This is a genomic window from Streptomyces sp. NPDC043427, from assembly GCF_056436655.1.
In genome coordinates this window covers 196258-221753 of the sequence record NZ_JBWKCC010000002.1, presented here as the reverse complement: position 1 = coordinate 221753, position 25496 = coordinate 196258, and the positions used below count along the sequence as shown (strand labels likewise).

General features: G+C 71.0%; 17 protein-coding genes and 2 pseudogenes. 12 read left to right on the top strand and 7 right to left on the bottom strand.

All coding sequences use genetic code 11. The features are described 5' to 3' along the window. Positions 1 to 94 precede the first annotated feature (94 nt). From AC067M_RS04870 to moeZ, 4 genes are all read left to right on the top strand, one after another. Entirely contained in the window at positions 95 to 1258 is a 1164-nt protein-coding gene (locus tag AC067M_RS04870) for a hypothetical protein (protein ID WP_478695987.1), read from the top strand. 150 nt (positions 1259 to 1408) lie between these two features. After that, a complete protein-coding gene (locus tag AC067M_RS04865; protein WP_478695543.1) occupies positions 1409 to 2368 on the top strand; it encodes an NAD-dependent epimerase/dehydratase family protein in 960 nt (319 codons plus the stop codon). Beyond that, the gene (locus tag AC067M_RS04860) at positions 2356 to 3105 is read left to right on the top strand and encodes a spherulation-specific family 4 protein (protein WP_478695542.1); all 750 of its coding nucleotides are present in this window, start codon (positions 2356 to 2358) and stop codon (positions 3103 to 3105) included. Before AC067M_RS04865 ends, AC067M_RS04860 begins: the two co-directional genes overlap by 13 nt. A 63-nt stretch (positions 3106 to 3168) precedes the next feature. Beyond that, positions 3169 to 4347: an adenylyltransferase/sulfurtransferase MoeZ gene (moeZ, locus tag AC067M_RS04855; RefSeq protein ID WP_478695541.1), complete on the top strand. Its 1179-nt coding sequence runs from the start codon at positions 3169 to 3171 to the stop codon at positions 4345 to 4347. A gap of 113 nt (positions 4348 to 4460) precedes the next feature. On the opposite strand, the gene AC067M_RS04850 is transcribed toward moeZ, so the two are convergent. Then, on the bottom strand, positions 4461 to 4634 hold the full coding sequence (locus AC067M_RS04850) for a hypothetical protein (RefSeq protein ID WP_478695540.1): 174 nt from the start codon (positions 4632 to 4634) through the stop codon (positions 4461 to 4463). Positions 4635 to 5049: 415 nt separating this feature from the next. Between AC067M_RS04850 and AC067M_RS04845 the strand changes: the two genes are divergently transcribed. Together AC067M_RS04845 and AC067M_RS04840 are read left to right on the top strand one after the other, a co-directional pair. Next, positions 5050 to 5712 carry a hypothetical protein gene (locus AC067M_RS04845; protein WP_478695539.1) on the top strand — a complete coding sequence of 221 codons (663 nt, stop codon included), beginning with the start codon at positions 5050 to 5052 and terminating at the stop codon, positions 5710 to 5712. A gap of 8 nt (positions 5713 to 5720) precedes the next feature. Continuing rightward, complete coding sequence (locus AC067M_RS04840) at positions 5721 to 6137, top strand: hypothetical protein (RefSeq protein WP_478695538.1); 417 nt, start codon at positions 5721 to 5723, stop codon at positions 6135 to 6137. A gap of 121 nt (positions 6138 to 6258) precedes the next feature. On the opposite strand, the gene AC067M_RS04835 is transcribed toward AC067M_RS04840, so the two are convergent. Both AC067M_RS04835 and AC067M_RS04830 read right to left on the bottom strand, forming a co-directional pair. Then, positions 6259 to 6498, bottom strand: a complete 240-nt coding sequence (locus AC067M_RS04835; RefSeq protein ID WP_149548085.1) for a hypothetical protein — start codon at positions 6496 to 6498, stop codon at positions 6259 to 6261. Between the two features lie 103 nt (positions 6499 to 6601). Next, positions 6602 to 7804, bottom strand: a pseudogene (locus tag AC067M_RS04830) (IS110 family RNA-guided transposase). Positions 7805 to 8217: 413 nt separating this feature from the next. Here AC067M_RS04830 and AC067M_RS04825 point away from each other — a divergent pair. Then, a pseudogene (locus tag AC067M_RS04825) lies at positions 8218 to 8520 on the top strand (site-specific integrase); the annotation flags it as partial. A gap of 71 nt (positions 8521 to 8591) precedes the next feature. Here AC067M_RS04825 and AC067M_RS04820 read toward each other — a convergent pair. The 3 genes from AC067M_RS04820 to AC067M_RS04810 all read right to left on the bottom strand — a co-directional run bounded on the left by AC067M_RS04820 (position 8592) and on the right by AC067M_RS04810 (position 14689). Beyond that, positions 8592 to 10160, bottom strand: a complete 1569-nt coding sequence (locus AC067M_RS04820) for an alpha/beta hydrolase (protein WP_478695537.1) — start codon at positions 10158 to 10160, stop codon at positions 8592 to 8594. Between the two features lie 135 nt (positions 10161 to 10295). After that, on the bottom strand, positions 10296 to 11840 hold the full coding sequence (locus AC067M_RS04815; protein ID WP_478695536.1) for an alpha/beta fold hydrolase: 1545 nt from the start codon (positions 11838 to 11840) through the stop codon (positions 10296 to 10298). Positions 11841 to 11944: 104 nt separating this feature from the next. Further along, positions 11945 to 14689, bottom strand: a complete 2745-nt coding sequence (locus AC067M_RS04810) for a lysylphosphatidylglycerol synthase transmembrane domain-containing protein (protein WP_478695535.1) — start codon at positions 14687 to 14689, stop codon at positions 11945 to 11947. 186 nt (positions 14690 to 14875) lie between these two features. Here AC067M_RS04810 and AC067M_RS04805 point away from each other — a divergent pair, with 186 nt between their 5' ends. From AC067M_RS04805 to nudC, 5 genes are all read left to right on the top strand, one after another. After that, complete coding sequence (locus AC067M_RS04805; protein WP_478695534.1) at positions 14876 to 15262, top strand: MGMT family protein; 387 nt, start codon at positions 14876 to 14878, stop codon at positions 15260 to 15262. A 293-nt stretch (positions 15263 to 15555) separates the two neighbouring features. Further along, positions 15556 to 18963: an ATP-dependent helicase gene (locus tag AC067M_RS04800; RefSeq protein WP_478695533.1), complete on the top strand. Its 3408-nt coding sequence runs from the start codon at positions 15556 to 15558 to the stop codon at positions 18961 to 18963. A 35-nt stretch (positions 18964 to 18998) separates the two neighbouring features. Then, on the top strand, positions 18999 to 22562 hold the full coding sequence (locus AC067M_RS04795; protein ID WP_478695532.1) for a UvrD-helicase domain-containing protein: 3564 nt from the start codon (positions 18999 to 19001) through the stop codon (positions 22560 to 22562). Positions 22563 to 22572: 10 nt separating this feature from the next. Then, positions 22573 to 23985 carry a dipeptidase gene (locus tag AC067M_RS04790; protein ID WP_478695531.1) on the top strand — a complete coding sequence of 471 codons (1413 nt, stop codon included), beginning with the start codon at positions 22573 to 22575 and terminating at the stop codon, positions 23983 to 23985. 157 nt (positions 23986 to 24142) lie between these two features. Beyond that, on the top strand, positions 24143 to 25084 hold the full coding sequence (nudC, locus tag AC067M_RS04785; RefSeq protein WP_478695530.1) for an NAD(+) diphosphatase: 942 nt from the start codon (positions 24143 to 24145) through the stop codon (positions 25082 to 25084). A gap of 81 nt (positions 25085 to 25165) precedes the next feature. Here nudC and AC067M_RS04780 read toward each other — a convergent pair whose 3' ends face one another. Next, the gene (locus AC067M_RS04780; RefSeq protein WP_478695529.1) at positions 25166 to 25408 is read right to left on the bottom strand and encodes a mycoredoxin; all 243 of its coding nucleotides are present in this window, start codon (positions 25406 to 25408) and stop codon (positions 25166 to 25168) included. Between the last annotated feature and the right edge of the window lie 88 nt (positions 25409 to 25496).

Sequence of the window (25496 nt, the reverse complement as noted above, 5' to 3'; positions counted from 1 at the left end):
TCCCGCTCGTAAGCCGGGGGCCGACGATGTGCCTCTCGCTCGTAAGCCGGGGGCCGACGATGTGCCTCTCGCTCGTAAGCCGGGGGCCGACGATGTGCCTCTCGCTCGTAAGCCGGGGGCCGACGACGTGCCTCCCGTTCGCAAGCCGGACGCTGGCTCGTCCCGTCGTGGTGCCGTCGATCCCGTCAAGGTCCTGGTGCACCGGCACCGCGAGCTGTGCGAACGGGCGGTGGACCCCCTGGAGATCGCCGCCGGCCTCGAGGCCCACGGCATCACCGACAGGACCGCGGCCCGATTCCGCCACCGGGACGTCTTCTCGCTCGCGGAGGAGATGTACGCCCGTGTGCCCCGGGACGGCGCGACACCCCCGCGCCCCACGTCACCCGCCGCCACCAGACCCCGCGTCGACCGAGCCCTGCTCACCCTCCTCCCCGGCGCGCTCTGCGCCGCGACGATCGCCGGCGTACGCCTCACCCAGGGGCAGCCACGTCTGATCGTCGCCGCCGCCGGCATCCTCGCCGTCGCCCTGGGACTGCGCGCGGCCCTCCGCCGTGGACCTCTGGGCCCCCGACAGGGCACGCACCCACGGCGGCACGTCTCCAGCATCTGGACCTGCTGGCTCCTCGCCTACGCCACCCTCGGCGACGGTCTGCTCCGCGCCGCCCTCGCCGGAGGCCCCGACGGCCTGCCCACAGGAGCGCCGGACGGCCCGTGGCCACTCGCCACCACCCCCTTGGCCGCCCTCACCCTCGCCTGTGCACCCGCGGCCTGGACGACCCACCTGTTCAGCGTGCGCGTGCGACGCAAACTGGCCGCCAGCCGCGGCCTGGAGGAGTTCGCCACCTCCGTACGACCGCTGCTCTTCGGCACGTTCGCCCTGTACCTCGGCGCGCTGACAACCCTGCTCGCGCTGTGCGCGGCGGTCCTTGACGAGCCCGCCTCCTACGCGTCGGTCCTCACCCTGGGCGCCCTCCTCCTGCTCGCCCGCCTTCTCGCCGTGCATGGCCGCACCCATGCCCCGGCGGTCGTCCTGGCCGCCGCCGTCACGGCCGAGGCGGCCGCCCTCGCCACGGTCTTCACGAGCCGCCTGCCCGGCTGCGCCGCCCTGGCCGTTCCCGTCGAGACCCTCGTGGAGGTCTGGGGCCCTGTCGGTGTCCCGGCCCTCGCATGCGGAGCGGCCGCCCTCATCCTTCTGACCCACGCCGCCCGCACCCTGACCAGGGCCTCGGCCCACGCTCACGCGGACCACCCATGGTGACCCGAAGACCGGCTCCCGAGCCGTCGCCCGACACCACTGACACCCCTGCCACCCATAAGGAGACCGCCAGATGACCACCTCCCGACCCGGCGCCACCGCAGCCGCCGGAGCGCAGACCCCGGGAGCCGCTCACACCCCGGGAGCCGCACGATGAGGGTCCTGCTGATCGGAGCCAACGGCTACCTCGGCCGCTTCGTGGCCGACCGCCTGCTCGCCGACCCGGCCGTCCAGCTCACCGCGCTCGGTCGCGGTGACGACGCCGACGTCCGTTTCGACCTCGCGTCCGGCAGCCCCGGCGCGCTCACCCGCTTCTTCGACGCCGTCCACCCCGGTGTCGTCGTCAACTGCGCGGGCGCCACCCGCGGCGGCGCCCGCGAACTGACCCGGCACAACACCGTCGCCGTCGCCACCGTCTGCGAGGCTCTGCGCCGCAGCGGCTGCGGGGCCCGCCTGGTGCAGATCGGCTGCGGCGCCGAGTACGGCCCGAGCCAGCCCGGCTCCTCCACCGCCGAGGACGCCGTCCCCCGCCCGGGAGGCCCGTACGGCGTCAGCAAACTCGCCGCGACCGAACTCGTCCTGGGCTCCGGTCTGGACGCGGTGGTGCTGCGCGTCTTCTCACCCGCCGGACCCGGCACCCCCGCCGGCTCCCCGCTCGGCCGCCTCGCCGAGGCCATGCGCCGCGCCATGCAGTCCGGCGACGGTGAGCTCAAGCTCGGCGGGCTCGGCGCCCAGCGCGACTTCGTCGACGTACGCGACGTCGCCCGCGCCGTGCACGCGGCCTCGCTCTCCGCCGCGCAGGGCGTCATCAACATCGGCTCGGGACGCGCCGTGCGCCTGCGCGACGCCGCCGCGATCCTCGCCCGCGTCGCCGGGTACGGCGGCGCCCTCCACGAACTCGACGGGCACCACGGCCCCCTGCGGTCCACCATCGGGCACCCGCGCTCCGAGTCCGACCACGCGGCCCCCGTCGCGTATCCGTATCCCGACGGTTGCGGCAGTTGGCAGCAGGCCGACGTGCGCACCGCACGCGACCGGCTCGGCTGGCGCCCCCGGATCAACCTGGAGGAGTCCCTCGCCGACATCTGGATGGAGGCGGCATGTCGTATCTGACCAGCTCGGCGACGGACAGCGCGAGCACCGACGTCTGCTTCCGCTTCGGCGTCCCCGGCTTCGCGCACCCCCTCGTCGCCCGGGCCGAGTGGGGCGAGCTCACCCGCCCCGGCACCCCTTTGCACTGGGTGGTCCTGAACGTGGCCGACGGCCCGGGCGTCCGCCCCGACCCGCACTGTCTGGAGGCGGCGGGGCGGCTGCGCAACGCGGGCGTCCGCGTCCTCGGCCACCTCGACATCGCCCACGGAGCCCGCGCCTTCGCCGAAGTGGTCTCCGACGCGCAGCGCTACCTCGACTGGTACCAGGTCGACGGCTTCCTCCTGGACCGCTGCCCCGGCGAACGCGCGGCCCTCCCCGAGATCCGCCGCACGGTCACCACACTGCGCACCCTCCGCGACGGTGCCCACGTCGTCCTCGGGCACGGCATCCACCCCTACCCTGGCTACGCCGAGAACGCCGACCAGCTGGTGACCTTCTCCGGCCCCTGGAGCGACTACCGCTGGTCCCAGGTGGCCGAATGGACCGCCGACTACCCGCCCGACCGCTTCTGCCATTTCGTCCACGGCGTGCCCCGCGCCCACCTCGACGAGGCGCTGCGCGTCGCCCGCTGGCAGGGCGCGGCGACGATCTACTTCACCGACCGCACGGACCGCGACGGCCTCAGCGACCCCTGGGAGACCATGCCCGGCTACTGGGACGACATCGTCTCGCGTATCGGAACGGGTGTCTCGGAATGAAGAAGGCCATGGCAGTGTTACGGAGAGAACAACTGTAGTGATTGACCGACCAACGGAGTCCCCGTGTCGTTGCCACCCCTGGTCGAGCCCGCCTCCGAGCTCACCGTAGACGAGGTCCGCAGGTACTCCCGCCACCTGATCATCCCCGACGTCGGGATGGACGGGCAGAAGCGGCTGAAGAACGCCAAGGTGCTGTGTGTGGGTGCCGGCGGCCTGGGCTCGCCGGCGCTGCTGTACCTGGCGGCGGCGGGCGTCGGCACGCTCGGCATCGTGGAGTTCGACGAGGTCGACGAGTCGAACCTGCAGCGCCAGATCATCCACAGCCAGTCCGACATCGGCCGCTCCAAGGCCGAGTCCGCGCGCGACTCCGTCCTGGGCATCAACCCGTACGTGAACGTGGTCCTTCACGAGGAGCGGCTCGAGGCCGACAACGTGATGGACATCTTCAGCCAGTACGACCTGATCGTCGACGGCACGGACAACTTCGCGACCCGCTACCTGGTCAACGACGCCTGCGTGCTGCTGAACAAGCCGTACGTATGGGGCTCGATCTACCGCTTCGACGGCCAGGCCTCCGTCTTCTGGTCCGAGCACGGCCCCTGCTACCGCTGCCTCTACCCGGAGCCCCCGCCCCCCGGCATGGTCCCCTCCTGCGCCGAGGGCGGCGTCCTGGGCGTGCTGTGCGCGTCCATCGGCTCCATCCAGGTCAACGAGGCCATCAAGCTCCTCGCGGGCATCGGCGAGCCGCTCGTCGGCCGCCTGATGATCTACGACGCCCTGGAGATGCAATACCGCCAGGTCAAGGTCCGCAAGGACCCGAACTGCGCGGTCTGCGGCGAGAACCCGACCGTCACCGAGCTCATCGACTACGAGGCCTTCTGCGGCGTCGTCTCCGAGGAGGCCCAGGAGGCGGCCGCCGGCTCGACGATCACTCCGAAGCAGCTCAAGGAGTGGATCGACGACGGCGAGAACATCGACATCATCGATGTCCGCGAGGTCAACGAGTACGAGATCGTCTCGATCCCGGGCGCCAGGCTGATCCCGAAGAACGAGTTCCTCATGGGCACCGCCCTGGAGAGCCTGCCCCAGGACAAGAAGATCGTCCTGCACTGCAAGACGGGCGTCCGCAGTGCGGAAGTCCTCGCCGTCCTGAAGTCCGCGGGCTTCTCCGACGCCGTCCACGTCGGCGGCGGCGTGATCGGCTGGGTCAACCAGATCGAACCCGACAAGCCGGTGTACTAATCGGCCTTTCCGCTGACCAGCGGGACTGAAGAAGCCCATGGCTCTGACCAGCTCAGATGTCGTGGGCTTCTGTCGTTGTTGGTTGGCGTCGGGTGCCTCGCACGGCCCGGACGTCACCTATTGCAGGCGGCGACGACACCCAGAATCACCAGAGCGAGCAGGAACATCGCCACGCAGCCGCCTACGGCACTCTCCGTCTCAGCGATGATCCCCTTGGGCTTCGGCCGAGACCTCTCGTAGTCGCGCATGCCCCGCGCCACCGCGCGCTTGATCTCTTCTTCGTCCACGTGCTTGCCCCCGCGTCACACAGCGCCCCTGAACGACCACGGACAACCTACCCGCTACAGCACCGCTCCTCTGACTTCTTCGTCCCGAAGCAACTTGGACGGGCGTCTGGCCTTGAGGCACTGCACCTCTCAACTGCGGTGATAGGGCGTAGGTGCGCGTCCTTGTCCGCCGTCGTCCGCTGCGGTTGTCAGTCAGTTAGACACTCAAGGGTTCTCCTTCAGGCCGGGACAGCTCCGGCTCGCAACCACTCCACCAGCCCCGCGCCTGGTGTCAGCTAGGATCGCGCGAAAGCGCCCTGTGTCCAGGCAAGTTGGGGGAACCTTGGAAGCAGCGCGGGTCTTCTTCGGCCTGACAGCACCGTTGGTCCTGTCCTGGGAGCGTAAGTGGTTCACGGCTCGACCTGGGCTAACGGTCTTGCTCACGCTCGTGTACGGCACCTGCGCCATTGCGCCATATATCGACGACCTTAGGTCTTGGAGTGCGTTAGCAACAGCAACACTGCTCGTACTGGGCTGCATCCTGCTTTACCGATCCCCATCGACGCCATCTCTCGGGTTCTCGATCACGACTCCACTGATCACGGGAGTTAGTATCACCAAACGGCTAGGCGCCGTGACGGTGATGCTCGCGGTGCTAGCCGGCATATGGACGGCGGGGGCTACAGCCTCGAAGTTCGTCGAGCAGCTGCTACGAAATGACACGCTGGCCGTGATGCTCTCCGCCCTGCTCATTGCAGTCTTCGGTGGAGGAGCCTTAGTCAAGGCGGCAACCGACCCCGTGGTCGAAGAGGTCTACAGGCTGCCTAACGGGTCGAATAGGGATGCCGCCCTAGCGTTGATCCGTAGCGGTGGTCGGGGTATCGGCCTCATCGAGCGTGGGCTGCTGTTCGCCTTCCTTGCCGCTGGTCAGCCCGAGGCTGCCGCCCTGGTGTTGGCGGCCAAAGCGTTGGCGCGCGCCCCAGTCGATCACGTCAATCATGCATCCAAGTACTTCCTCATCGGTACGCTGGCAAGTGTCATCGCAGCATTGGCCATGAGTGTGGCTGCACGCGCGGCAGTGGGGCTGCCTGTCCTCTAGGAGGTTCTTTGGGACTCCGGCAGCACTCATTCATCCGCGAGCTGCTCACCCTGCATCTGCCCATCGGTGACTATGTGGTGGCCGGAAGCGGCCCATTGCTTGCTCATGGCCTCAGGCAGGACGTGAGTGATCTCGACATCGTGGCACGAGAGGACGCCTGGAAAATCGCATTGACCATGGCCGACGCCACGGTACCTCCGTCAGGCCATGGTCTGATGGTGGTGCTGTTCGGCGGCGACATCGAGATCTTCGACCGGTGGTTGCCGGGGGCGCAAGATGCTGACGAATTGATCAATTCGGCCGAGCTGGTGGATGATATCCCTTTTTGTCCGCTTTCTCGGGTCCTGGAGTGGAAAACACGCTCGAATCGAGAAAAGGACAAGCGGGATATTAAGCTAATCAGGGAACATATGGATGCAAAGTAAGCACTCCCTTTGATTCCTGTCTGCCCCTTTGATTCCTGTCTGCGTTACATGTGCAGGTTGATGCGTAGGTCGGCGGAGTCTCAATGGCCGAGTCAAGGCCTTTGCTGGGCCGCTGGCACTGTCAGGCGTCGTGGTCGGCGGCCTCTTCGAGCAGGTCCATGGCGTGGTTGTGGAAGCGGCGTTCGGCGTCGCGGCACGGGGCGTTGAAGAAGGCTCGTTGGGCTTCGGCAAGATCGCAGTGCAGCAGGCCCATGGTCACGAACACGGCTTCCACTCCGTGACACCCGTTGTCCTTGAGGAACTGCTGGAGTGCGTCCGTGTCGCCGGTTGCCTCCCAGACGGGCCGGGCGGTTTCCTGCATGGCAGCGATGCGCGCTGATCGTTCTGCGTCGAAGCCCACTGGGGTCCGCCTCTCTGGTTTGGCCCGCAGGCTATCGCCAGGTAGGCGGGGCGCGCTGGTCCGTTTAGGCGGCTGGGGCGGCGGGTGGATGGAGGGTGAAAGGCCTGTCGTCACGCAAGAGCGCCCACAGGACATCGGCACGTCGGCGAGCGAGGGCGATGACGGCCTGGACATGCTTGCAGCGCTCGGCCCGCTTCTTCACGTAGTAATCGCGGTTGGGGCCTTCGCGGATGATGCTGGTCTGGGCGAAGAGATAGAAGACGCGGCGGAGGCGTCGGCTGTAGCGCTTGGGGCGGTGAAGGTTGCCGGTGCGGCGTCCCGAGTCGGCGTGGAACGGGCACGAGGCCGGCGGCGGAGGCGAGGTGGCCTGCGTCTGCGCAGGTGCTCAGGTCACCGGCTGCGACGATGAACTCGGCTCCCAGGATGGGGCCCATGCCCGGCAGGGACTCGATGATGTGGGCTTGGGGGTGGGTGCGGAAGGTCTGCCGGATCTGCTGGTCGATGTGCTTGAGCCGGTCGTCCAGGGCGAGGATCTGCGCGGCGATGTCCGTGGCAATGCCGGCCGCGACATCCTGGCCGGGCAGCGTGACGTGCTGAGTCCCGGCGACCTGCAGGGCGGTGGCGGCGACTGCGTCGGGGTTGCGGACGTTGCATCCCCTGAGCCAAGCGGTGAGGCGGGCTTGGCCGTGACGCCGTATGGCTGCCGGGGTCTGATGCCGGGTGAGCAGGATGAGCGCGCCTTTGTGATCGGCGTAGTCGAAGGCCCGTTCCAGAGCAGGGAAGATCCCGGTGAGCACGTCGCGGAGCCGGTTGAGCATGCGGACGCGGTCGGCGATCAGATCGGTGCGGTGGGCGGTCAACAGAGCCAGATCGGCTGCCAGCTGGGCGGGGACTGTGATGAAGGTGAAGTCCCGCCGCAGCCGGGCCGTGTCTGCGATCACGTAGGCATCCCGGGCGTCGGTCTTGGCTTCACCGGGTAGGACCCCGACATCCGGTTGACCGTCCGGCCGGGAACGTAGAAGGCCTGTTGGCCGTGGGCCGCGAGTAAGGCCAGCAACAGTGCGGACGCGGTACCGGCGATGTCAACGGCCCAGTGCACTGTTTCGGAAAGGGCGAGGATCTCGCCGACGGCGGTCAGAATCGCGCTCTCGTCGTTGGCAACCTTCTTGCTCCAGATCGTTGCCCCGGTTTCGTCGACCGCGGCAAGCCATTGATGGGCTTTACCGGCGTCGATTCCGACCCATAGCTGGGTCAGCTGCTCGGCCATGTGTGCGTCTCCTCGGTTCAGGCAGCATGCCGTTCGGCCCGAGGAACACCCGCCGTCAGCTCCGTAAACAGCGATCATGCGCAGATCTCAATCAGCGGCCAGGCGCCCCGAAGGACCGGACGGCCACTCCAGCCAAGCCACGGTCGGCAAGCTGCTTTGAAGCCACATCCGGCCCTCCCGGGTCACCGAACAACTTACGGAGCTGCTTTGGGGCGAGTGATCATGGCCCCGTAAGCTTCCGGCGAGTCGGGCAGTCTGTGGACCTGCCTGTTAAAGCACGACGTTGGGGCCATGATCTTAGAGGCTCGCCCCAAAGTGGCTGCCTAAAGCCGCGGAGTCGACCGCCCCAGCCACAGAGGGTGTCTCCCACTTCATGCCCGCAGCTCGCCAGCGCGCCGCCGGGCGCGGCCAGCCGGGGCGCAGACAGGAGGCAGGCCGCGCCGCAGAGGCGGCGCGCGCCCGCGCCGTGCGCGGGCCTTGACGCGGGGGAGAGCATCAAGGCTCTGTCCGAGTACCTGGGGCACCACGATCCGGGCTTCACGCTACGCACATACATGCACCTGATGCCCAGCAGCGAGAAGCGGACCAGGGAGGCGGTGGACCGTGCCTTGCGGACGGCCCGGACACCGATGACGGCCCCAAGACGGCCCAGGAGGCGGGAGGCTAGAGAAAGACCCAGTTCAGTCCCTACGCCGCCTGACTTGCCGGTGTACTGAGCCGCGGCTCGTTTCGCTCTCCCCTCGGCGGGGGCTTCGCGCACCTCGGGTGCTCGAAGCCCCCGCCGAGGTCATGAGCAGACCTTGCCGTCCTTCGGGACCGTGCCCTCGAGGAGGTAGGAGTTCACGGTGGAGTCGACGCAGTCGCTGCCACTGCCGTACGCGCCATGTCCCTCGCCCTTCCAGGTGAGGACGATGCCGACGTTCTTGCCCAGCTCGTCCGCCATCCTGCGGGCGCCCTCGTAGGGGGTCGCCGGGTCGCCGGTGTTGCCGACGACCAGGATCGGGGCCGCACCCGGGGCGCTCACCTCCGGGGAGTCGTACTGACCGGGCACCGGCCAGTCGTGGCACCAGCCGGCCGTGTCCCAGGCCAGGAAGTCCCCGAAGACGGGGGAGATCCTCTCGAACTCGGGGAGCCGCTTCTTCGTCTCCTCCAAGGTGGGCCGCTGCTTGTCGTCCAGGCACGATATGACCCGCTGAGAGTGGGTCGTCGTGCCGTAGTGGCCCGAGGCCTCGCGCTCGTTGTAGCCGTCGGCCAGGGTCAGCAGCCCGGAGCCGTCCCCTTGTTCCGCCGCCTTCAGTGCGCTGGTCAGGCTGGGCCAGCCGGCCTCGCTGTACAGAGGAAGGACGATGCCGGTGACCGCGAGGGTCTGCGTCAGCTTCCGGCCCGACGACGTCGCCAGCGGCTTGGCGTCGATGCGCTTCAGCAGGTCGGCGATCTTCTGTGAGCCCTGCCGCGGGTCCTGGCCGGTGGACTTCAGGTAGTCGTCCAGGGCGCGCTGGAAGCCCCTCGCCTGGTTCTCGGCGTGGCCGACGGTATCGGCGCTCGGGTCGACCACAGCGTCCAGGATCACCCGCCCCACGTTCCGGGGGAACAGATGGGCGTATACGCCGCCGAGTTCGGTGCCGTAGGAGATGCCGAAGTAGTGCATCTCGCGGTCGCCGAGGACCTGGCGCATCAGGTCCATGTCGCGCGCGGTGTCGGTGGTCGACACGTGGGCCAGCCGGTCCCCGGCGTCCTTCTGGCAGCCCTTGCCGAAGTCGTCGGCGTCCTGGAAGTACGCCCGTTCCTCGGCCGTGGTGTCCGGGGTGGCGTCGATCTTCTCCTCGGCCGCCTGGATCTCCTTGTCGCTGCGGCAGCGGACCCCGCCCGAGGCACCGACGCCCCGCGGGTCCCAGCTGACCAGGTCGTACCGCTCGCGCAACTGCGAGACCGTCGACGCGTACGACGGCATCGAGGACACGCCGGAGCCGCCGGGGCCACCGAAGTTGAACAGCAGCGAGCCGATGCGGTCCTTGCCGCTGGCCTTGGTGCGGATCAGCGCGAGTTCGATCGTCGTGCCGTCCGGCTTCGCCCAGTCCAGCGGCACCTTCAGCTTCGCGCACTGCCATTCACTGCCTGGCGCGGGGGAGTCGTCGGTCGCCCGGCATCGACCCCAGTCGAGCTTCTGTGAGGTCAGGGACGAGGGCAGGGCCTTGGTTCCGGTGCCCGACGACGGCGCGGAGGCAGAAGGGCGGTCGCTGCCCTTGCCCTTCCTCCCCTTGCCGTTCTTGCCGTCGGACGACGAGCCGCCGCTACAGCCCGTCACCAGCAATGCGGCGGCGGCGCCCAACGCCGTCCACCGGACGAAACGACCCATGCCATTCCCCCTCGCAAGCCGTCCGCACTCCGGTCGCAGACGGTGGTCAGGCCATAGTAGGCGGGCCGCGCCGCACCTGCCGAAGCCTGTGGATAACCCTTTGACCTGCACTCTTCCCCGGCAACAGGCGTCTCGCTAGGAGCAGACGGTCCCGGCGGCCGGCACCTTCCCGTCCAGCAGATAGCCGTTCACCGCGCCCTGCACGCACTTGTTCTTGCTTTCGTACGCGCCGTGCCCTTGCCCCTCGTACGTCAGCTCGACCCCGACGCCCGGGCCTAGGGCGTCGACCATCTTCCTCGCGCCCTCGTACGGTGTGGCCGGGTCCCCGGTGTTGCCCACGACGAGGATCGGCGCCGATCCGGGAGCGCTGACGTCCGGGTGGTCGGCGGCGCCCGGCACGGGCCAGTCGGTGCAGCTGATGAGCCCCCAGGCGAGGTAATCGCCGAACAACGCCGAGACGGCCCGGAACTCGGGCTGTTTCTCCTGCACGTAGCCGGTGTCGTAGCGAGGCTTGTCGTCGGCGCAGCTGATGGAGACGCCGGCGGCGGTGATGTTGCTGTACTCGCCGTTCTCTCTGCGCCCGTTCAGTGAGTCGGACAGCAGCATCAGGATCCTGCCGTCCCCGTCGTAGGCCTGTTCAAGGCCCTCGGTGAGGTACTGCCAGAACTCCTTGGAGTAGAGCGCCTGGGCGATGCCGCTCGTGGCGGCGGTCTGGGTCAGCTCACGGGGGAAGACGCCCGGGATGGGCTTGCTGTCGAGGTCCTGGAGCAGCCGGGCGATACGGTCCTTCACGTCCTGCGGGGTGTCGCCGACCGGGCAGTCCTCAATCTTCGAAGTGCAGTCCTCGGCGTAGTTGTCGAGCGCGCGCTGGAAGCCCCTGGCCTGCCCCAGCGAGCCCTGTTCCGGCGTCTGCGTCGGGTCGACGACCGCGTCGAAGACGGCACGGCCCACGTTCCGGGGGAACAGGTGGGCGTAGACGCCGCCCAGTTCGGTGCCGTAGGAGATGCCGAAGTAGTGCAGCTTGTCGTCGCCGAGGACCTGGCGCATCAGATCCATGTCGCGGGCCGCGTCGGTGGTGCGCACGTGCGGCAGCACCTTCTTGGAGTGCTTCTCGCAGGCCTCGTTGAACTGCTTGGTGGTGTCGACGAACTCGGCGCGCTCGGTGGCGTCGTCCGGCGTCATGTCCTGCTGGAAGTAGGCGTCGAGATGTTGGTCGTTCTCGCAGAGGACCGGGTCGCTGCGGCCGACCCCGCGCGGGTCGAAGCTCACCAGGTCGTACCGGGTGCGCAGGGCCGCGTAGTCCTCGCCGAAGGCGGGCAGTGTGGTGACGCCGGAGCTGCCGGGACCGCCGAAGTTGAACACGAGTGAGCCGATCCGTCTGCTCTTGTCGCCGCTCGCCTGCGCCCGGATCAGGGCGATCCCGATGGTGTCGCCCTTGGGCTTGTCCCAGTCGAGGGGCGCCTTGAGGGTGGCGCACTGCCACGGGTCGCCGTCCGGCAGGGGCGACGGGGCGTTGCCGCCGCCCTCCGCCTGGGACGGCGACGGGCAGTCCTTCCAGCTCAGCTGCTGCGCCGGCAGGTCCGCGTCCCCCGCGTCGTCGCCGCAGGCCGCCGCCAGGGAGGACAGCAGGACGGCGACGGCGACCAGGGCGGCGGCCCGCGGACGGGAGGAGGTCGGCATGAACCCATCCTGCGGTCGGGCCCGGAAGGGCGCTCGGGGCACGGGCCGTCCGAGGTACGGCCGCCGCCGTTTTCAAACGCTCCCCTGGTCAGGCCGACGCCGTCCTAGAGCGCGCCCTTTCGGGTCAACTGGTTGAAGGCCAGCCAGCCCGGCAGCACCGGGATCCACAGCGTCAGCAGCCGGAACAGCAGGACCGCGGGTGCCGCGACCTCCTTGGGCAGCCCGACGGCGATCAGACCGACCGTCAGGGTCGCCTCGACCGCGCCCACACCGCCCGGCGTGGGCGCGGCGGACCCGAGCGCGTTGCCGGCGAGGAAGACGACGGCGACGCTGGCGATGCTGAGGTTGGTCGACTCGTCGCCGAACGCGCGGATCGACGCGTCCAGGCACATCACGAAGCAGGCGGTGAGCAGCAGCATGCCGCCGATGCCGGTGATCAGCTTCTGCGGCCGCTGGAGCACGTCCAGCATGCGCGGTACGACACCCGCGAACAGCGACCTCACGCGCGTGACGACGAATTTCCGCAGGAACGGCACCGAGGTCACCACGAGCACCAGGACCGCCACGGTGAGCAGACCCGCGATGACCGTCCGGGACGGCGACAACGACGGCGTCTTCTCGGTGCCGGTCAGATAGCCGAAGGACAGCAGCATCAGGATGTGGCAGCCGAGCCCGAACAACTGGGAGGCGCCCACGCTGGCCACCGCGAGCCCCGGCCGCACACCCGCACGCTGGAGAAAGCGTGTGTTGAGGGCGACTCCGCCGACCGCGGCCGGGGCGACGATCTTCACGAACGACCCGGCGACCTGCGCCGCCACCGTCCGCGGGAACGGCACCCGCTCCGGCACGAACCCCAGCAGACTCATCGCCGCGGCGACGTAGCTCAGCGCCGAGAACAGCACGGCCGCGGCCACCCAGCCCCACTGGGCGTTGGCGACGAGCGGGCCGAACTCGATGTGGGTGAGCTGCGTCAGCAGGAAGTACGCGCCGATGGCGCCCGCGATGAAGCTGATCAGCGTGCGCGGTCGCACCCGCTCCAGGCGGGCCGGCTCGACCGGGGCCTGCGGCCTGATCCGCAGCACCTGGTGCCGGATCTGCGTCAGCAGATCGTCCTCGCGCGCCTCCTCCAACGCCTCGTCGATGGCCCGCTTCTCGGCCCGTGCCTCCGCGCGTACGGCCTTCTTGTCGGCCTTGTCGGGTACGGACGCGGCCTCGTCGTCCCTGCCCGTCTCCAGCCGGGCCTGCTTGGCCTGCCGGGACGCCTCCAGGACCGCCTCGCGTTCGCGCTGGGCCCGCTCCCGGGCCAGTTTCCGCAGTGTCGCGCGCGTGGAGCGGCTGAGGGCGATGGGCTGGAGCATCGGCAGACAGCCCGCCACGCTGTCGGGGCCGAGCACGGCCACCGCCGCGTCCACCGCGCGCTCGGCGCCCACGCGCAGGCCCAGCGTCACCAGCAGCTGGGAGATGTCCATGCGCAACAGCAGGTCACCGGCCGCGATCTCGCCCACGCGCAGGTCGGTGAGGATCACCGTGCCGGAACGATCCACCAGAATCGCGTCACCCACGAGCCGGCGGTGCGCGATGCGCCGGGACTGCAGGGCCCGCACCTGGTGCCAGGTGTCCCGCAGCAGTTCGTCGGTGATCTCCTCGTCCGCCAGCGAGTCGAGGGTGCGGCCCCCGGTGTGCTCGTAGACGAGCATCACGGCGTCGGGACCGAGTTCGGAGGTCGCGATCAGCTTGGGCGCGTTGGCCCCGGCCGCGATGGCCGCGTAGGCGAGCAGCGCCTCCTGCTCCAGGGCCTGGCGCAGCGACTGCAGGCTGCTGCGCGTGGCGAAGCCGCGCAGGGTGAGATTGCGCCACGCGCGGTAGAAGAAGCCCTGAGCCTGCTGCTCACGGTCGACCACCGTCACGTCCAGTGGCGGCCCGTCCTCGAGGGTGACGAAATACCGCCGGCCTCGGTCGCCGGTCTCCGGGGTGTCCGCGAGCTCCTCGCGTGCCGCGGTCACCGGGTGGAAGCCGACATGCCGCAGGCCCGCCATCAGGTTCCGTCCGGTGGGGCGGACGTTGGGCGAGCCGACCGCGTACAGCGTGCCGTAGGCCACGGTCCAGCCGATCAGCACCGTCAGGATGATCGAGAACGGTGTCGTGTAGCCGGTGACCAGCATGGAGAAGGCGTCGAGGAGCAGCACGATCCACAGCACCGCGCGCCAGCGCGGCCTGCGCGACATGCCGACGGCCGTCATGTACGCGATGACCGGCGCGAGATAGCCGTGCACCGGGTCGGTGAGGGCATGGATGTCGCCGGGGGAGGGCTGGGTGAGCGCCTCCTGGATCGAGTCGGGAGCGGCCTTGGCGACCCACAGGTCGGTGGCCAAGGTCACTCCGTGCGCGAGGACGGCCGCGAGGACACCGTCGGCGATGCGCAGCCCGTCGCGTTTGATCAGCCGCTCGATGGCGAACGCCACCGGGACCAGCAGGATCGCGATGCTGGAGGCCAGTCCCGCGATCTTGATCAGCAGGTCGGGCGCCTGCCCGGTGCCCTTGTTGATGTCCTGTTCCAGGCCCGAGGTGGTGCCGTGCGCGAACGCGGCGATCCCGAGCAGGACGACGATCGCGAGGACACCGACCAGGAGTCGCATCAGGTCGGAGGGGCGGTGCACGCGCGCGGGGAGCAGTGGTTCGTCGCCCTCGACCTCGTCGGCGTGCACCTCGTCCACCACGTGGGCGTCCGTCTGCTTCTCTGCGGCGTTCGGGTCAGTGACGCCCTGCTCGCCCGCCTTGGGCGTGTCCGGGCGTGACGAAGCCGCAGAGGTGCCCTCCCGGTCCCCGGAATGCGCACCCTGCTGCTTCATCGTCTCTTCTTGATCTCGTATCACCGATCACCGCCCGCACGATGGTGGCATGCCCCACCGACACACGGGGGCATCAGGGTGCAAATGCGGGGGCGCACAGTCTGCCTGAAGCACCGCTCCCGGGCGAGGGTCACGCACCGTCGCCAGCATGTCACCTTGTCGGTGGGGTGGGGCAGGATGGGACGGATGAGCGAGCAGAGCCATCCGGACGACGCCGACGCGGAGCACGCGGACGCGCTTCCCGAGTACGCCGAGCGCGTGCTCGAGGTCGCCGAACTGATTCCGCGGGGGCGTGTCATGACGTACGGCGACGTCGCCGAGTGGCTGGAGGAGGGAGGCCCGCGCCAGGTCGGCCGGGTGATGGCCCTCTACGGCGGAGCTGTGCCGTGGTGGCGCGTGGTGCGCTCCGACGGAGTGCTCCTCCCCGGCCACGAACTGCGGGCACTCGACCACTACCGCGCGGAGAGCACGCCCCTGAGGGAGGCGAGCAGGGCCGCCGAAGGCCATCTGCCCCGTCTCGACATGCGGCGGGCGCGATGGGACGGCGGCGAACGCGCGACGGGTCACACCTGACAGCTTCCGCCATCGGACCGGGTCGAGGGGAGTCCGTGGTCCGTACGGGGGAGACGAGGCTCGTCCGAGGCATGACGTACGTTCGTGAGGCGAGGGACTCGCGTGGCATACGCGCCTTGTGGGGCTGCCGGGAAGAAGGGGAAGCTCTCCTTCCGGTCCGCCCGTCGGCGTAGCGTCGGCTGCACGTGTCCCTCTCACCCCGCGGTCACCGCCCGCACCGCACGGCGGCCCGCCCCCGGCGTTCGCGCCGGCAGCGACAAGCCCATGCACAACCACCAGGACCGGCGAACCACGTGAGCTCCTCTTCTTCCACCAGGCGCCTGTCGCACCCCCAGGTGCGACAGGGGAACCGTGGCGCTTACCGACTGCTACGTACCCCGCCGGCCCGCGTCGACCCCCCTCGTTTGGACGCCGCACAGCGCGCCGTGGTTGACCACATGTCCGGCCCGCTGCTCGTCCTCGCAGGTCCGGGCACCGGCAAGACCACCACGCTCGTGGAGTCCGTGGCGTCCCGCGTCGCCCGGGGCGGTGACCCCGCGCGGATCCTCGTGCTGACGTTCAGCCGCAAGGCGGCCGTCGAACTGCGCGACCGCATGGCACTGCGCACCGGAGCCGCCCGCGCGCCACAGGCGACCACCTTCCACTCGTTCTGCTACGCCCTGGTCCGCGCCCACCAGGACAGCGAACTCTTCGTGGAGCCACTGCGGCTGCTGTCCGGCCCCGAGCAGGACGTGACCGTCCGCGAGATGCTCGCCGGCCAACCGGACCTGGAACGGCTCGGCCTGGCGCACGTGCGCTGGCCGGACGAGCTGCGCGCCTGCCTCACCACCCGCGGTTTCGCCGATGAGGTCCGCGCGGTTCTCGCCCGTAGCCGTGAACTGGGCCTGGGGCCGGACGCCCTGGACGCCTTCGCCCGCCGCACGGGCCGCCCCGACTGGCGTGCTGCTGCCGCCTTCCTCGCCGAGTACCTCGACGTGCTCGACCTGCAAGGCGTGCTCGACTACGCGGAACTGGTCCACCGCGCGGTCCTCCTCGCCCGCCGCCCCGAGGTCGCCGAGCAGCTCGCCGCCCGGTACGACGCCGTGTTCGTCGACGAGTACCAGGACACCGACGCGGCCCAGGTACGACTGCTGCACGCCCTCGCCGGCGGTGGCCGCACCCTGGTCGCCTTCGGTGACCCCGACCAGTCGATCTACGCCTTCCGGGGCGCCGACGTGAACGGCATCCTGGACTTCCCCGGAGCCTTCCCGCGCGCGGACGGGCGTCCCGCTCCCGTCGAGGTGCTGCGCACGTCCCGCCGCTCCGGCGCAGCACTCCTGGCCGCGACCCGGCTGCTCACCCAGCGCATGCCGCTGACCCGGCTGCCGGCCGACAAGGTGCGCGCCCACCGCGAGCTCGCGCCCGTCCGGGACGGGGGCCGCGTGGAGGTCTACACGTACCCGACGCCGGGCACGGAGCTGGACAACGTCGCCGACATCCTCCGCCGCGCGCACCTGGAGGACGGCGTCCCCTGGGGCGAGATGGCCGTACTGGTGCGCGCCGGATCCCGCTCGATACCGACGGTCCGCCGCGCGCTCACCGCCGCAGGCGTCCCCCTCGACATCGACGGCGACGACCTCCCCCTGCGCCACGAACCGGCGGTGGCGCCCCTGCTGACGGCCCTGCGGGCGGTGGCGACGGCGGCGGTCACTCACTCCGATGTGCCGACGTCCGGGTCGGGAGTCGCTGCCGAGGTGCCGACGTCCGGGCCGGGAGTCGCTGCCGCTGTGCCGACGTCCGAGCCGGGGGCCCCTGCCGAAGGGCCGAGGCCGGATCCCTGCTGGCTCGACACCGAGACCGCCCTCGCCCTCCTCGCCTCGCCCCTCGCCGGTATGGACGCCGCCGATCTGCGTCGCCTCGGGCGTGCCCTGCGGGAGGAGGAGCGCGCCGCGGGCAACCCGCTGCCGCCGCCCTCGGACGACCTGCTCGCGCGGGCGCTCGCCGAGCCGGAGCGCCTGGTCGCGCACGACCCGACGTACGCGCGCGGTGCTCAGCGCCTCGGCGCGCTGCTCGGGAAGGCCCGTGCGCGCCTCGCCGGAGGCGGTACGGCCGAGGAGGCGCTGTGGGACCTGTGGGAGGGCACTCCTTGGCCCACCCGGCTGGAGAGGGCTGCCCGGCGGGGCGGCGCGGCCGGGCGCAACGCCGACCGTGACCTCGACGCCGTGTGCGCGCTCTTCGCGACCGCGGCACGCGCGGAGGAGCGCGTCGGTGGCCGGGGCGCCCTGAACTTCCTGGAGGAGATCGACTCCCAGGACATCGCCGCCGACACCCTCACCCGGCGTGCCGTACGCCCCGACGCCGTCCGCCTGATGACGGCGCACCGCTCCAAGGGGCTCCAGTGGCGCATGGTCGTCGTGGCCGGCGTCCAGGAGGGCCTGTGGCCGGACCTGCGCCGCCGCGGCTCCCTCCTGGAGGCTGACCGCATCGGTCGCGACGGACTCGCCGAACCGCTCACTCCCGGCGCGCTGCTCGCCGAGGAGCGCCGCCTGTTCTACGTGGCCGCCACGCGCGCGCGTGAACGCCTCGTCGTCACCGCGGTGAAGGCCCCCGCCGACGACGGCGACCAGCCCTCCCGCTTCCTGACGGAACTCGGCGTCGAACCCAAGGACGTCACCGGCCGCCCCCGCCGACCCCTGTCGGTCGCCGCACTCGTCGCCGAGCTGCGCGCCACGACGGTCGACCCGCATGCCTCCGACGCGCTCAGGGAGGCGGCGGCACGGCGGCTGGCCCGGCTCGCCGCGCTCGCCGACGAGGACGGGCGCCCGCTGGTGCCGTCCGCGCACCCCTACCGCTGGTGGGGCATGTTCGAGCCGACCGAGAGCAAGGTGCCGCTGCGCAACCGCGACCAGCCCGTCGTCCTGTCCGGCAGCGCCCTCGACCAACTCGCCAACACCTGCGCCCTCCAGTGGTTCCTGGGCCGCGAGGTGAAGGCCGACGCCCCCGCGACCGCAGCCCAGGGCTTCGGCAACGTGGTCCACGTCCTCGCCGACGAGGTCGCCTCCGGACACACCCCCGCCGACCTCGCCGTCCTCATGGAACGCCTCGACTCCGTGTGGAACGCGCTCGCCTTCGACGCGCCGTGGAAGTCGCAGCAGGAGAAGGAACACGCGCGCGTGGCCCTCGAACGCTTCCTCCAGTGGCACGTCATGGACCGCGCGGGACGCGCCCCCGTGGCGAGCGAGCACGACTTCGACGTCACCCTCGGAGCCGGTGACTACGAGGTACGCATCCGCGGCCAGATGGACCGCGTGGAGGCGGACGGTGAGGGCCGCGCCTACGTCGTGGACTTCAAGACCGGCAAGCAGCCCGTGAGTTCCGCCGAGGTGGAACGCCATCCCCAGCTGGCCGTCTACCAGCTCGCCGTGCGCGAGGGAGCCGTCGACGACGCCTTCGACGGCGTACGACCCGAACCGGGAGGCGCCGAACTCGTCCAGCTGCGGCAGGGGGCCGCCAAGCGGGACGGCGGAGAGACCCTGCCCAAGGTGCAGGCGCAGGAAGCCCAGGAAGGCGTGGCGGGGGAGTGGGTCGGCGAACTGCTGGCCACCGCCGCCGGAAAGGTGCTCGACGAACGGTTCACGCCCACCACCGGCCAGCAGTGCACCCACTGCGCGTTCCGGGCGTCGTGCAGCGCACGGCCCGAGGGGCGGCACGTGGTCGAGTGACACGAGTGTCAGTGCCCGCGGTTAGCCTCTCCGACATGCCCGCCCGTATCTCCGATCCCGAGCAGCTCAAGGAGCTCCTCGGGATCCCGTTCACCCCCGAGCAGACGGCGTGCATCGTCGCGCCTCCCGCTCCCCAGGTGATCGTGGCCGGAGCCGGGTCGGGCAAGACGACGGTGATGGCGGCCCGCGTGGTGTGGCTGGTCGGCACCGGCCAGGTCGCCCCCGAACAGGTCCTCGGCCTGACCTTCACCAACAAAGCCGCCGGTGAACTCGCCGAACGTGTCCGCAAGGCGCTGATCAAGGCGGGCGTCACCGACCCCGACGCCATCGACCCGGACAACCCTCCGGGCGAGCCGGTGATCTCGACGTACCACGCCTTCGCGGGCCGCCTGCTGACGGACCACGGTCTGCGCATCGGCCTCGAACCGACCTCACGCCTGCTCGCCGACGCGACCCGCTACCAACTCGCCGCGCGGGTCCTGCGCGAGGCCCCCGGCCCCTATCCGTCGCTCACGCGGTCCTTCGCCGACCTGGTCAGCGACCTCCTCGCCCTCGACGCCGAGCTCGCCGAACACCTCGTACGGCCCGAGGACCTGCGCGCGTACGACGCCGAACTGCTGGGCGCCCTCCAGAACGCCAAGCTCACCAACGCCGACCTGCGCAAGGTCCCCGAGGCGGCCGCCGCCCGCCGGGAACTCGCCGAACTGGTGCTGCGCTACCGGGCCGCGAAGCGCGAGCGGGACCTGCTCGACTTCGGCGACCAGATCGCCCTGTCCGCGCGGCTCGCGAGCCTGCCGGAGGTGGGCCGTGTCCTGCGCGAGGAGTTCCGCGTGGTGCTCCTCGACGAGTACCAGGACACGTCGGTGGCCCAGCGCGTCCTGCTCGCGGGCCTGTTCGGGGACGGCACCGGGCATCCCGTGACCGCCGTCGGAGACCCCTGCCAGGCGATCTACGGCTGGCGCGGCGCCTCCGTGGCCAACCTCGACGACTTCCCCGAGCACTTCGCGCACGTCGACGGTCGCCCCGCGTCCCGGCAGGCCCTCAGTGAGAACCGCCGCAGCGGCGGCCGCCTCCTCGACCTCGCCAACGGCCTCGCCGAGCCCCTCCGCGCGATGCACGCGGGCGTGGAGGCCCTGCGCCCGGCCCCCGGCGCCGAACGCGACGGCGTGGTGCGCTGCGCGCTCCTGCGCACCCACGCCGAGGAGATCGACTGGATCGCCGACTCCATCGCCCACCTGGTGAACACCGGCAAGGCCCCCGGCGAGATCGCAGTGCTGTGCCGCACGGCGACCGACTTCGCGGAGATCCAGGGTGCGTTGGTCGCCCGGGACGTCCCCGTCGAGGTGGTGGGCCTGTCCGGGTTGCTGCATCTGCCCGAGGTGGCCGACCTCGTCGCCGTATGCGAGGTCCTCCAGGACCCCGGCGCCAACGCCTCCCTGGTCCGCCTGCTGACCGGCCCGCGCTGGCGCATCGGCCCGCGCGACCTCGCCCTCCTCGGTCGACGCGCCCGGCTCCTCGTCGCCCACGCGCGCGGGGACGACGACCCCGACCGTCGGCTCGCCGAAGCCGTCGAGGGCGTCGACCCGGCGGAGGTGATCTCGCTCGCGGACGCCCTCGACACGTTCCTGGAGACACCCCTGTACGGCGACGCCGGCACCGGGGACGACGACGGACTGCCCTTCTCGCCGGACGCACGCGTGCGGTTCGCCCGCCTCGCCGCCGAACTGCGCGACCTGCGCCGCTCGCTCTCCGACCCGCTGATGGACGTCCTGCACCGCGTCCTGGCCGTCACCGGCCTTGAGGTCGAACTGTCGGCGTCACCGCACGCCTTGGCCGCCCGTCGCCGCGAGACCCTGTCGAACTTCCTCGACATCGCCGCCTCTTTCGCCTCCCACGAGAGCGAGGCGAGTCTGCTCGCCTTCCTCGGCTTCCTGCGCACCGCCGCCCAGTACGAGAAGGGCCTCGACAACGCGCTGCCCGGCGGCGAGAACACCGTCAAGGTGCTCACCGCGCACAAGTCCAAGGGCCTGGAGTGGGACGTCGTCGCCGTCCCCGGCCTGGTCACCGGCACGTTCCCCAGCAGCCAGGGCCGCGAGAAGTGGACCGCCCAGGCCAAGGTGCTGCCGCACGAACTGCGCGGCGACGCCGACACGCTGCCCGAGGTCGCGGCGTGGGACTCGCGGGGCCTGAAGTCCTTCCACGAGGAGATGAAGGAACACCAGCACACCGAGGAACTCCGCCTCGGCTACGTCACCTTCACCCGCCCCCGCTCCCTCCTGCTGGGCTCCGGCCACTGGTGGGGCCCCACCCAGAAGAAGCCCCGCGGGCCGTCCGACTTCCTGCTGGCCCTCCACGAGCACTGCGCGGCCGGCCACGGGGAGATCGAGGCCTGGGCGGACGAGCCCCAGGAGGGCGAGGAGAACCCGGCCCTGCACCGCGCGGGAGCCGACCAGGTGTGGCCCCTGCCCTTGGACGACGCCGCCCTCGCCCGCCGCCGCGCCGCCGCCCGGACCGTCCTGGCCCACCTGGAGCACCTCGCCTCCCCCGAGGACGGCCACTCCGCCGCCACCCACGCCACGGACACCTACGACGACCCGGACTGGCCGCCGCCCCCGGAGGACGCCGAGCCGCCGTACGACGAGGGGGACCCCGTCGATGAGGCCGACCCCTTCGACGAGGCGGGCCCCTTCGACGAGCCCTCCTACGACGAGCCTGCGCACGGCGAGGACGTCACCTTCGACGAAGACCTCTCCGACTGGGACGCAATGCCCACGGGCCGCCCCACGGTCCCGCACCAGGCGACGGCCCCCGAACCACCCGCCGACACGCTCCCCTCGCGCCACACCGCCGAGCCCCGAGCCGCGCGCCTCACTCCCGAGGAAGCCCGCGCCATCGCCTCCTGGGACCGAGACCTCGACGCCCTCGCAGGCGAACTCCTGCGCGCTCGTCAGGGCGTCACGGACGTCCCCCTGCCGACGACGCTGACGGCGTCCCAGCTGCTGCGTCTGGCCGCCGATCCGGACGGCTTCGCGCAGGAACTCGCGCGCCCCATGCCGCGCCCTCCCCAACCCGCCGCACGCCGGGGCACCCGGTTCCACGCCTGGGTCGAGGCCCGCTTCGAAGCGCTGACACTGCCCATGCTGGAGCCGGAGGAACTGCCCGGCAGCGAGGCCGAGATCGCCGACGAGCGGGATCTGGAGGCGCTCAAGGACGCCTTCGAGCGCACCGCGTACGCGCACCGCACGCCCCACCGCGTCGAGGCCCCCTTCCAGATCGAGATCGCCGGCCGCGTCGTACGGGGCCGCATCGACGCCGTGTACAAGGAGGGCGACGGTGAGACGGCGGCGTACGAGATCATCGACTGGAAGACCAACCGCGCCCGCACCGCCGACCCGCTCCAGCTCGCCCTGTACCGCCTGGCCTGGGCCGAGCAGGAGGGCGTGCCCCTGGAGTCGGTCACGGCCGCGTTCCTGTACGTCCGCGACGGCGAGGTCGTACGGCCGGACGACCTGCCGGGCCGGGCCGCGCTGGAGCGGCTGCTCCTGGACGGGCGTTCGTGTGACGAACCGCCCAGCGAGGATGCCGGTGCGGGCCGATAGGGTCGTGGCCATGAGCCAGCCCGTTGACAGTGCCGTCAGCGCCGTCCGTACGTACATCGAGCAGCACCGTGCCGCCTTCCTCGACGACCTCGTCGAGTGGCTGCGCATCCCGTCCGTGTCGGCCCAGCCCGTGCATGCGCCCGATGTACGGCGCAGCGCCGACTGGCTCGCCACCCGCCTCAAGGAGACCGGCTTCCCGACCACCGAGGTCTGGGAGACCCCGGGCGCCCCCGCCGTCTACGCGGAGTGGCCCTCCGGCGATCCCGAGGCGCCCACGGTCCTGGTCTACGGCCACCACGACGTGCAGCCCGCCGCCCGGGAGGACGGCTGGGACAGCGAGCCCTTCGAGCCCGTCGTCCGGGACAACCGCCTCCACGCGCGCGGGGCGGCCGACGACAAGGGCCAGGTGTTCTTCCACACGCTCGGCCTCCGCGCCCATCTCGCCGCCACGGGCCGCACCGCCCCCGCCGTGAACCTGAAGCTCCTGATCGAGGGCGAGGAGGAGTCCGGCTCGCCGCACTTCCGCGCCCTCGTCGAGGAGAACGCCGAGCGGCTGGCCGCCGACACCGTGGTCGTCTCCGACACCGGTATGTGGTCCGAGGACACCCCCACGGTGTGCACCGGCATGCGGGGCCTCGCCGAGTGCGAGATCCGGCTCCACGGCCCCGACCAGGACGTCCACTCCGGCTCCTTCGGCGGCGCCGTCCCCAACCCGGCGACCGCCGTGGCCCGACTGGTCGCCGCCCTGCACGACGAGCACGCGCGCGTGGCGATCCCCGGGTTCTACGACGGCGTCGTCGAGCTCACCGACCGCGAGCGCGAACTCTTCGCCGAGCTGCCCTTCGACGAGGAGCGGTGGCTGCGCACCGCCAAGTCCCGCGCCGCCCACGGCGAGGCCGGGTACACCACCCTGGAGCGCGTCTGGGCCCGCCCCACGGCCGAGGTCAACGGCATCGGCGGCGGTTACCAGGGCGCCGGGAGCAAGACGATCATCCCGTCCTCGGCGATGGTGAAGCTGTCCTTCCGACTGGTCGCGGGCCAGGACCCCGGCCGCGTCGAGAAGGCCGTCCGCGCGTGGGCCGCAGACCAGGTGCCCGCGGGGATCCGCCCCGAGATCACCTTCAGTCCCGCCACCCGCCCGTGCCTGACCCCCCTGGACCACCCGGCGCTGCAGTCCGTGGCCCGCGCCATGGGCCGCGCCTTCGAGACGCCGGTCCGCTTCACCCGGGAGGGCGGCTCGGGACCCGCCGCCGACCTCCAGGACGTCCTCGGTGCCCCCGTCCTCTTCCTGGGCATCTCCGTCCCGTCCGACGGCTGGCACGCCCCGAACGAGAAGGTCGAGCTGGACCTGCTCCTCAAGGGCGTCGAGACCAGCGCGTACCTGTGGAGCGACCTCGCGGAGAACTGGCGTCGTGCACCCTGACCGCTCCGAGCCGCCCTTGGCGGCGCCGCGCGCGGGGCACACTGAGAGGGCCGCCCCGACCACCCAGCACCCGCCGGACCCGGTCGCCTCCTGCCGTACGTCCCGCTGAACCGCCCGCCGAAAACCATCCGTGCCACCGGGGGAGATGCAAATACCCGTGACCGCCTGGACCGACCACACCGCCGACCGACCCATTTCGCTGACCGCGCCCAGTGGCATCGACCGGGCCGCCCACCACCGGCTCGACGAGGCCTGGCTCGCGGCGGCGTGGAGCCACCCCTCGACGCGCTGCTTCGTGGTCTCAGGCGGCCAGGTCCTCATCGACGAGACGCCCGACGGCCGGACCGAACTCGTCATGACCCCGTCTTTCGAGGCCCCTCTCACCGAGGCGCACCGCTACTTCCTGGGCATCGACGAGGACGGCGTCAGCTACTTCGCCCTCCAGAAGGACGGGTTGCCCGGCCGCATCGACCAGTCCGCGCGCCCGGCCGGTCTGCGTGAGGCGGGCCTGCTGCTGTCGGCGCGCGACGCCGGTCTGATGGTGCACGCGGTCGGGCTGGAGAACTGGCAGCGCACGCACCGCTTCTGCTCCCGCTGCGGCGAGCGCACGGTCATCGCCGCGGCCGGGCACATCCGCCGCTGCCAGGCCTGCGGCGCCGAGCACTACCCGCGCACCGACCCGGCCGTGATCATGGCGGTCACCGACGACGACGACCGCATCCTGCTCGGCCGCCAGGTCCACTGGCCCGAGGGCCGCTTCTCCACGCTCGCCGGCTTCGTCGAGCCCGGGGAGTCCATAGAGCAGTCGGTGCGCCGCGAGGTCTTCGAGGAAGCCGGCATCGCCGTCGGGCAGGTCGAGTACGTCGCCAGCCAGCCCTGGCCCTTCCCGTCCAGTCTCATGCTGGGCTTCCTGGCCCGGGCCACCTCCACCGACATCACCGTCGACGGCGACGAACTGCACGAGGCCCGCTGGTTCTCCCGCGACGAACTGCGCGCCGCGTTCGAGTCCGGCGAGGTCCTGCCGCCGTACGGCATCTCCATCGCGGCCCGCCTGATCGAGATCTGGTACGGCAAGCCGCTGCCGACGCGCAGCATCTGACGCGGTATGACGTGAAACACGGAAAGGGTGGCCGTTCCCGCTCGGGAACGGCCACCCTTTCCGTGTTTCACAGCGGTGTGGTCACACGCCGATCTTCTGCTTCACCTGAGCCAGCGAAGGGTTCGTCAGCGTCGAGCCGTCCGGGAAGAGGACGGTCGGCACCGTCTGGTTTCCGCCATTCGCCTTCTCCACGAACGCAGCGGACGCCGGGTCCTGCTCGATGTTGATCTCGGTGTACGTGATGCCTTCGCGGTCCATCTGGCTCTTCAGCCGACGGCAGTAGCCGCACCACGTGGTGCTGTACATCGTCACAGTGCCCGACATGTCTGTGTCGCTCCTTCGGCGGCTCGGGGTGCGTGGTCGCAGAGGTGGAACATACGGGAAGGGGCCGCCATTCCCGCCGGCGCCCTCG

Coding starts and splice junctions, on each gene's coding strand:
- AC067M_RS04810 (WP_478695535.1), bottom strand. CDS start 14,689: ATGAAGCAGCAGGGTGCGCATTCCGGGGACCGGGAGGGCACCTCTGCG.
- AC067M_RS04860 (WP_478695542.1), top strand. CDS start 2,356: ATGTCGTATCTGACCAGCTCGGCGACGGACAGCGCGAGCACCGACGTC.
- AC067M_RS04790 (WP_478695531.1), top strand. CDS start 22,573: ATGAGCCAGCCCGTTGACAGTGCCGTCAGCGCCGTCCGTACGTACATC.
- AC067M_RS04780 (WP_478695529.1), bottom strand. CDS start 25,408: ATGTCGGGCACTGTGACGATGTACAGCACCACGTGGTGCGGCTACTGC.
- AC067M_RS04820 (WP_478695537.1), bottom strand. CDS start 10,160: ATGGGTCGTTTCGTCCGGTGGACGGCGTTGGGCGCCGCCGCCGCATTG.
- AC067M_RS04865 (WP_478695543.1), top strand. CDS start 1,409: ATGAGGGTCCTGCTGATCGGAGCCAACGGCTACCTCGGCCGCTTCGTG.
- AC067M_RS04835 (WP_149548085.1), bottom strand. CDS start 6,498: ATGCAGGAAACCGCCCGGCCCGTCTGGGAGGCAACCGGCGACACGGAC.
- AC067M_RS04805 (WP_478695534.1), top strand. CDS start 14,876: ATGAGCGAGCAGAGCCATCCGGACGACGCCGACGCGGAGCACGCGGAC.
- AC067M_RS04815 (WP_478695536.1), bottom strand. CDS start 11,840: ATGCCGACCTCCTCCCGTCCGCGGGCCGCCGCCCTGGTCGCCGTCGCC.
- AC067M_RS04795 (WP_478695532.1), top strand. CDS start 18,999: ATGCCCGCCCGTATCTCCGATCCCGAGCAGCTCAAGGAGCTCCTCGGG.